The 8,527-nt window shown below is 55.4% G+C and carries 6 protein-coding genes; 3 read left to right on the top strand and 3 right to left on the bottom strand.

Annotated features, from left to right (window positions below):
* Positions 1–31: 31 nt before the first annotated feature.
* Entirely contained in the window at positions 32–1,072 is a 1,041-nt protein-coding gene (locus tag ENN68_09915) for a radical SAM protein (GenBank protein HDS46370.1), read from the bottom strand.
* A gap of 95 nt (positions 1,073–1,167) precedes the next feature.
* Between ENN68_09915 and ENN68_09920 the strand changes: the two genes are divergently transcribed.
* Together ENN68_09920 and ENN68_09925 are read left to right on the top strand one after the other, a co-directional pair.
* Positions 1,168–2,082, top strand: coding sequence for a hypothetical protein (locus ENN68_09920; protein ID HDS46371.1), 915 nt, complete (start codon positions 1,168–1,170; stop codon positions 2,080–2,082).
* Between the two features lie 318 nt (positions 2,083–2,400).
* Positions 2,401–2,703 (top strand): hypothetical protein, encoded by a 303-nt coding sequence (locus ENN68_09925; protein HDS46372.1) that lies wholly within the window; start codon positions 2,401–2,403, stop codon positions 2,701–2,703.
* Positions 2,704–2,838: 135 nt separating this feature from the next.
* Here ENN68_09925 and ENN68_09930 read toward each other — a convergent pair whose 3' ends face one another.
* Positions 2,839–3,906, bottom strand: coding sequence for an MSMEG_0568 family radical SAM protein (locus ENN68_09930; GenBank protein ID HDS46373.1), 1,068 nt, complete (start codon positions 3,904–3,906; stop codon positions 2,839–2,841).
* Positions 3,882–5,399 (bottom strand): CBS domain-containing protein, encoded by a 1,518-nt coding sequence (locus ENN68_09935; protein HDS46374.1) that lies wholly within the window; start codon positions 5,397–5,399, stop codon positions 3,882–3,884. The genes ENN68_09930 and ENN68_09935 overlap by 25 nt, the downstream gene beginning before the upstream one ends.
* A 254-nt stretch (positions 5,400–5,653) precedes the next feature.
* Between ENN68_09935 and leuS the strand changes: the two genes are divergently transcribed.
* Positions 5,654–8,455, top strand: a complete 2,802-nt coding sequence (gene leuS, locus ENN68_09940) for a leucine--tRNA ligase (protein ID HDS46375.1) — start codon at positions 5,654–5,656, stop codon at positions 8,453–8,455.
* The last annotated feature ends 72 nt before the right edge of the window (positions 8,456–8,527 follow it).

Genomic DNA, 8,527 nt, shown 5'->3' on the forward strand with positions numbered 1-8,527 from the left:
CCTAAGTACCAGCGCGTATTAAAGCGGTCTTTTAGAGACTATCTCGACCAACGATGCGCTCCAGGGTCTCATAATCCGCGCGTGTGTGCGCGACCAGGTGGACGTTCCCGAGTTTGATCTTGCGCAGTCCAGCAGTCCTTGCCGCAAGGTAAGCGTCGATCATCTGCGTCAGAGAGGGGGGAGACACATCGCGCATCTGGTATGCGGGAAAGAACGCGAGAATGGTGAACGGAATCTCGGTGTCAACTGCGGCTAGGGTCTCGGCTATGTGACCAATTTGATCAGCCTCAACCCAGCCGGGAATGCAGAGTGCGAGCACTTCGAGGACGAACCCCCGCTCTTTCAGTTGCTCGGGTAGCTGCAGCATGCGCGCGTTCGATACGCCGGTCAATCGCCGGTGCATCTCGTCATCGTACGCCTTGATATCGAGCCAGAAAGCATCAACGCCTGCACCCTGTAACAGGTCCAGGTTTTCCGGGGTGAGGCCGTATCCGTTTGTCTCTATGAGCACCCAGACGCTTTCGGGAAGCTCTTTGATCAATTCCGTTGCCCGGACGTAGAATTCAGGCTGGCAGGTGAGATCGCCACCCGTAAAGGCGACGATGTTGCGCGCGGGCCCCCAGCCTTGCGGGCTCAGCTCGATCTTATCGAGACTGAGAACGCCGGGACAGTGTTCGCTCCGCTCGCCCTGCAAAACGCACCGGCCACAGCCTTTACAGAGCTCGTGTGCATGCCAGCTCGTTGCCTGCTCGCGTGGCACCGCGGTAATCTCGTAATCGGTCAAATACTGCTGAACTGCAGTTGCTATCTCTCGGGGCGATTGCCATGCGCCGACCGCATGCTGCGTGAACTGCCAGGAGTGGCATTTTTTACAGGCGAGATTGCAGCCCGACTGGTATATCGAGAGGTAATGCTCGGGTCGCGAGAGGAAACGCCCGTGTATCAATCGTTGGGGCGTGCCCTTTACGATTTTGAACGTGGCGTCGCATGCGTTTCGATACTGGCCCGACGCCCGGTCGAATACCTGGCAGCTCCCCTGCTCGAATCCTTGCTTGACGAGCCGGCATTCCATGGACAACACGTTATTTTTTACTGATACGATTCAGTGATAAAATCGACAGACCGTTAAGCACTGAGGCGTTATGGAGTAGTGTAGCGTGAGTTACTATGGAGCTGAACCTGAGTGCGCCGCAGGATTGCGTCGGGGACTTCACGTATAACTTCATCTGGCAGCACAAGGGCGAGCTGCTCAAGCCCGCAGATATCATACCATCGCAGACCGGCACGAGCTATACGTACGAGGCGGTAGTGGCGGCATTGAAGCAGGGCGAGGACGTGCGTATCCGGGGTGATGCTGGTAAACGGATAGGCTCGAGCCTGGGTGTGGATCTCGTCTTTTTCGGGGGTAACGGCAAGGAGCTGCCTGAGGTTGGCTCGATCATGATAGATGGTAACGCCGGTTCACACCTTGGCCTGAGCATGCTCGCCGGTGCGATTTATGTCCGCGGCGAGATTCAGGAACCGCTTGGCAATATTATCGAGGTGGAATCTGATCGTGCGGGCTACCGGAAATTCGTCTCGATTACGTGGCTTATGCACCACCCGGAAGACCACGAGCAGAATGCTCCGCTCGCACCCAACGACGTGCGGGATGGCGAATTGATGATTGCTGATGGCTTGTTACGGCATACGCTTGCAGCACGCTGCATGACCGATGCACAGGTGACCGTCAAGGGCGATGTTGGGATCAGCGTTGGGATCTTGATGCGGCGTGGCGCGGTCGTCGTGTCTGGTGATGCGGGCATGAATGCGGCTGCGCTGCTCAATGGCGGAACCGTGGTGATTTTGGGTAACGCCGCGGAGTTTCTAGGCGTGGAGCTGCGCAAGGGCGTGGTCTTCGTGAAAGGCAGTGTCAAGGGCTACATCGGCGCGCAGATGACCGGTGGCCGGATCGTTTGCAAACGAACGAAGCCGCTGCCACCGTTAAGAGAGCGAAAGCTGGAGCAGGATGACTTAGCGCTCCTCACGAGACATGGCGTTGTCGGACTGATGGCGATGAATTACGGGCGTTATGAGGTGTGAAGGGATAAAAAAGTTCTTCAGTAACCATCTTTGAAGAAAGATCTGACGAAAAAGCGGATAAGAAAGAGTGGAGCTAACGGAGCGAGCTAAGCGACACATCATCAAGCACAGCGTTAATTAACGCTGAGGGAATTATTTCCGTTTTCCGGCATGATTATTTCGTGAAGCGCGAAGGCAAGCGATTCAGGGTAATAGGGAAGACAAAAGATGGGCGATCTCTGGCGCTCATTTTAGAAAAAAAGATGAGGACCGATTTTTATTGATAACCGCGCGTGAAACGACCAAAGCAGAGAAAGAATTATACAGGAGGAAAGCAAAGTGAATATTGAGGAAAAAGCGCGGATAGAGTCGTTGGACGATTTTGAGCGGTTACCTGAAGGTGAATGGATTGAGGTTGAGGGTGGAGAAGTAGAGGTTGAATTATTTGAAGAGGTGACCGCAAAACTGCTAATTACTGCGGATGCGGTTAAAATTCCGGTAAATGAAGCGCTTTACGGAAGGATAAAGGACAAAAAGATCTCTACTCTATTATGCCCGAAACAAGCTGAAGCTCGTCAGCCCCGCTGCGGTGTCTTACATGCTGGGTTCAGTTACGGGCGCTATGACGTTTGGATGGGTTAAAGATAGTCTTTCGCGACAGAAAATATCGATGGTATAACTGCCTGTTTAGACGAGATCGTCAGAGCACGTGAAATAGCCACAAGGCATCCAATTGCACGGTGAGTTGCTATCCTGAAAGTACTCACGGAATCCGGACTATTCATACTCCGAAAGCGCCGAGCACGCCCGGCATTTGACGCAGCCTGCCTTGCACTTCCGCCAGCTCACGCCGGTCTCGAGCAGGATTTCCGCGACCGTTTCATACAGTGGACGCATTCGCTCAGGGCTCGGCGGCCGCTCGTGCTCCATCATTGAGCCCGCAATGGGCCGTAGCGGCACGATAAACGGGTACACGCCCAATTCCGCTAAGAGTCGACTGCCCTCGATGATCGATTCGTCATGCTCACCAAGGCCGGCAAGGATGAAACTGCTCACCTGACTCTCGCCGAAGAGCGCGACGCTCCGCTTCCACGCCTCGATGTACTGCTCTAGCGGTATATGCGCCTTGCAGGGCGTTATCGCGCGCTGCACCCGCTTGTCGAAGCTCTCCACGTGGATGCCCACGGTATCAACGGTGTCTGCGAGCCGATCGATGATAGTGAGGTCTTTCGGCGGCTCGAACTGCACGTGAATGGGTAACCCGGTCGCCGCTTTTATCGCACGCGCTACCGTGACCAGGTGTTCTATCCCTTTATCAGGTGTCGCGGTGGTCCCGGTGGTGAGCGTAACATGCGTGACCTTATCAAGCCGTTTCGCCGCACGTGCCACCTCCGCGAGCTGCTCGGGCGTCTTCTTCGCGATCGTCGCACCGCTCTGCAGCGAGAGCTCAATCGCGCAGAATCGACACCGTAACGGCGTGTTCCAGTAGACGCAGGTCTGGATTGTGGTGGTTGCCAGGCAATCCATGCCATGCAGGAGCGCGATCTTGTAATAGGGAATGCCCTCCGCAGTCTCCAACGTCTGAAACTTCGCGGTGGGGAATCGCACCTCGGTCACGAGCTCGCCGTCCTTCTTGAGTTGGTAGCGACCATACGCAAACTCCAGGTGGTAGGGTGACTGCGCAACGAACCAGCTCTGCGTTGCTACGTTCACGACGGTATCGCCGATGATGAACATCCCACCGGCCGCCGGGCCCGCACCGGCCTTCCTGCCCCGGCCTATGCCCGCTACACGGGCGCCCAAACAGAGCAGATCGACCTTCAGAGCCCCAGTTTCCATTTCCATTTCTTCTTCCGGATCATCCGGCTGATCTCGTCGCTTGTCACCATGCCGATGACCCGTCTGCGTTTATCGATCACCGGCAATGCCGAGATGTTGCCACGTTCCATCTTCCGAATAACGAGCTCCAGGGGCTCATCAAGGTCCGCGATTATCACTTTTTTTGTCATGATCTCGGCCAATTCGGCGTGTCGCTTCGCCACGGCCGCAGCGATATCCCATGCAGTAACCATCCCCACGAGCTTCTTATCCGTTGAGAGCACGGGAATATGCGTGGTCTGCGTCTCCATGATCAATTGCGCTGCCTCTTCGATACTTGCTGTTTCGCGGATAGTCGGAACATCACGAATAATAACATCCTTCACGAGCGGCAGCTCCGGCTGCTTCATCGGCTTCACCACGGTGTCCCGCGGTAAGTGCTCAACCGGCAGCGTAAGAATGAACTTACCCTTCTGAATCAGTGCCTGTAACTCCTCAGCGACCCGCTGTGCCATGCTGAAGCTCGACAGCGGCGATGTGGGCACCTTTTTGCCCTCGAGCTCTATCATGCCCGATTTCAGGTCCTCGTAGGTTACTTTCGCCAGCATCGGCCGCTCACGACGGCCAACGCCATAATCAATCACCTCAGTGGCAAGATCAGCATCGCGTACCGCAGTCTGCTCTGCGATCCTCTCGTTCACTACCGGAATTGGCACGCCAACGCCGACGTAAAGGGTAGCGCCATAACCCTCGAAAGTCGCGCCCTTCAATAAATCCGGCTGCATATCCTTCAAATTGCCGGTGACCATGAGCGTGCCAAAACGATTGGTCGGGTTGTGCTGCGTTCCCATGCCCATAACGTACCCCTGAGCCCCGCAGAGGAGAATCCGGGTTCCGATACCGATAGTCTCATACGTCGGATCGTTGGCTAGAGGAGAGAGCGCACCTGCACCCGCATAATTGACGTTCCGATAATCAGGCAGTAATGTGCCCATATACGTGTATAACGTCCGATTGGTGGAGTTGGTCGCAGCGACGTACCGCTGAGAGGCATTTCGTGGGTTTGTCATAACCGCCTGATTCACGTCGTCGAGCGTAATAGTCGTCTCCAGTTCTTTCCGTGGATAGCAGTCCGTGCCATAGCTCATGGCTCTTATCTCGACCGATTTCCGGGCCACTAAGTCCTCGATGACATGCCCGCCGCCATACTCGATGCCACGATCCTCAGAGACTTGTGTCGCGCCCAGATATGCATCCACCGCGGCAACTCCGGTATATGCCTCCACCTCATTGAGCCAGACACGCTGCATCTTGATTGGCGGATCAGCATGGCCGAAGTTGAGGAATACGCCGGAGGAGCACATCGGGCCGAACGTGCCAGTGGTAACCACATCCACTTCTTTTATCGTTTTCTGGGTGCCCCATTCGTTCACGAGTTCACCCATCTTATCCGCAGTCACCACCCGGACGCTCCCGTCAGAAATCCGTGCGTTGATCTCCGTTAAGCTCTTCTCTGCCATCTTCTTCGCCATGCGTAGAATCTATGACTGCAAACCATTATAAACCTTACGGATTCCGCAGCGTTCCCTCGTGTGCCTATTCCGCCCTGTTCCATACGTTCGTGCGAGCTGTAATGCTGCAGTGGACTCGTGAAAATCGCGCAGCTTTTTATCCTGCACACCTAAACAGTATCAGGGCACCACTTCACACGGACCAAAGGAGCACCTGAGTACGGACTTGAGCCGGGAACTGAGCCACGATGGACTCTACTGAACTGAACTTCAAAGCGATCGAGGAGAAATGGCAGCGGAACTGGGCTGAGAGCAAGCTCTTCGAGCCCGAAACCGGTCAGCGAGAGAAATTCTATCTGACCGTCCCGTATCCGTACACCTCGGGTCCACTCCACATCGGGCACGGGCGAACGTACACGATCGGAGATATCATTGCGCGATTTAAGCGATTACAGGGTTACAATGTCCTTTTTCCCATGGCGTTTCACGTTACGGGCACGCCGATCCTGGCCATCGCCGACAGTATTGCACGCGGCGATGAGTCGGTCATCGCACGGTACCGGGACTACATCTCGATTTATGAAGATCCTGCTCGGGTTGACGAGATCCTGGCGACCTTTGACGACCCTGAGAATGTTGCGGCCTTTTTCGCCGCACGGATATCTGAGGACTTCAAACAGATGGGCTACTCCATCGATTGGCGCCGGCGGTTCAATACGATGGAGCCGATGTACAACAAGTTCATCGAATGGCAGTTCAAGAAGCTTTATGATGCGGGCGTTATCAAGAAGGGAAAATATCCGATCACGTACTCGTGTACCGAGGGCTGCGCGGTCGGCGAGGACGATATCGGCGAAGGAGACACCGATAAGGTCTCGATCATCGAGTATACCGTGATCAAATTCAAACTCTGTGACGAGGATGCGTACCTGCTCGCGGCCACGCTTCGGCCCGAGACGATCTTCGGGGTCACGAATATCTGGATAAAACCGGAGGCCACGTATGTGCGCGTTCGGGTGAACGACGAAGTTTGGATCGTCTCCCGCGAGGCTGCGGAGAAGTTGCGGTATCAGCGGGACGGGATCGCGGTTTTAGACGAATTAAAGGGTGAAGATCTGCTCTGGAAAGCTGCGATGGAACTCGTTGATGAGCGTGAAATCCCCATCTATCCCGCGAGTCTCGTCGATGAGGATGTCGGTACCGGGGTGGTCTATTCGGTCCCGGCACACGCGCCCTATGACTACATGGGCCTTGAGGATTTACGACGTGACCGCGGTATCGAGCTCGAGCCGATAAAGGTGATCGATATCGCGGGGTACGAGCTCCCGGCGAAGGAGATTTGCGCGCAGTTGCGCATCGCGAGCCAGGATGACGAACGGCTCGAGGAGGCCACGCAGATCATTTACAAGGATGAGTTTTATCGTGGCGTCTTGAACGCACGGTGTAAGCAGTTTGCGGGCATCGAGATCGCGCAGATAAAAGATCAGGTGAAGGACTGGTTACAGGCCGAGCATATCTCTGATATATTCTACGAGACCTCGCGCAAAGCGGTAACACGTGGCGGCAGCAAGGTGATCGTTGCGGTGCTCCAGGACCAGTGGTTCATCGATTACACGCCGCAGTGGTGGAAGGAGAACGGGCACAAGCTCGTGGCGCAGATGGCTTTCTATCCCGAGAAGTACAAGGCCTACATGCACGATATCGTTGACTGGTTAGCGTTTAGACCCTGTGCCCGTAAACGCGGGTTAGGCACCCGGTTCCCGTTCGAGCGGGAGTGGATCATCGAGTCACTGAGTGATTCAACCATTTATATGGCGATGTACACCATCGCGCATCTTTTACGGGACGTGCCGGTTGACGGGCTGGATGAGCAGTTCTTTGATCACGTATTGCTGGGCAAAGGTGATACAGAGCATGTAGCGCAGGCATGCGCGCTCGAAGTCGCCGCTCTGGACCGGCTGCGGCGGGAGTTCACCTACTGGTATCCGAACGATCAGCGGCATACCGCGCCGCCTCATCTCTCAAACCATCTCGTCTTCTTCCTCATGCATCATGCCGCCATATTCCCCGAGGAGCACTGGCCGAAAGCGATCACCCTGAACGAGCTGATGATCCGTGAAGGCCGGAAGATCTCGAAGAGCAAGGGGAACGTCATTCCACTGGCGCACGTCTCAGAACTCTACGGTGTGGATCTCTATCGGCTTTACTGTGCACTCAATGCTGATTTTGCCACGGTCGTCAACTGGCGTGAGCAGGACACCGATGCGTTGCGGCGCCGGTTCCATGCGCTCATCACGGTCTTCACGGAGAGTGTCGATGCTGAGCCGTTGCGCGCGGAGGAGTACACACATATCGATCTCTGGCTATGTTCGCGATTTTACCGGCGGTTACAGCAATCCTACGAGCTCTTTGACGGATTCCGGATCCGAGAAGGCGGGATCAACATGGTCTTCAATCTGATGAACGATCTGCGGTACTATGAGAAGCGAGCGAGCGCAGAGCGGAGACAGCGGCTTGTAAGGAACGTGCTGGATGAGTGGCTTATTATGCTCTCACCGCTCGTGCCGCATATCTGTGAAGAGCTGTGGCACAAACGACATGACTCGTTCATCTCGCTGGAGCTACTCCCGCAGATCAAGACGGAGCTCATTAACGACCAGGTGGAACGTGAGGAGGACTACTTGCGCGCGCTGGTCGAGGACATCCAGGAGATCTTGAAGGTGGCACGTATCAAGCCGCGGAAGATCTATCTGTATTCTGCGGATGCGGCGTCCGAGCGCTGGAAGTGGGAGCTCTTCAAGACGCTTAAGGACGTGCCGGAGAAGGAGAAGATACGCGAGGCGATGCAAATCCGTAAGGAGAAGAGCACATTGCAGTTCGTGAATCAGTTGTTGAAGAGCAACGTGGAATATGCTGAACTGGACGAATCGGCGGTCCTGACACGTGAGCAAGCATATCTAAGCCGGGAGTTTAGCTGCGAGATCGGTATCAACGAGGAGCACGACCCCACGGGTAAGCGGAAGTTTGCGATTCCGCTGAAGCCCGCGATTTACGTCGTCAGTTGAGTTCGCGTGCTCCGACGGAGGTTCAGCACCTGCATCGCCAGGCCGAGAAAAAGAATATACCGTCGTAATTCA

The organism is Methanomicrobia archaeon, from assembly GCA_011049045.1.
Taxonomy (GTDB): domain Archaea; phylum Halobacteriota; class Syntropharchaeia; order Alkanophagales; family Methanospirareceae; genus JACGMN01.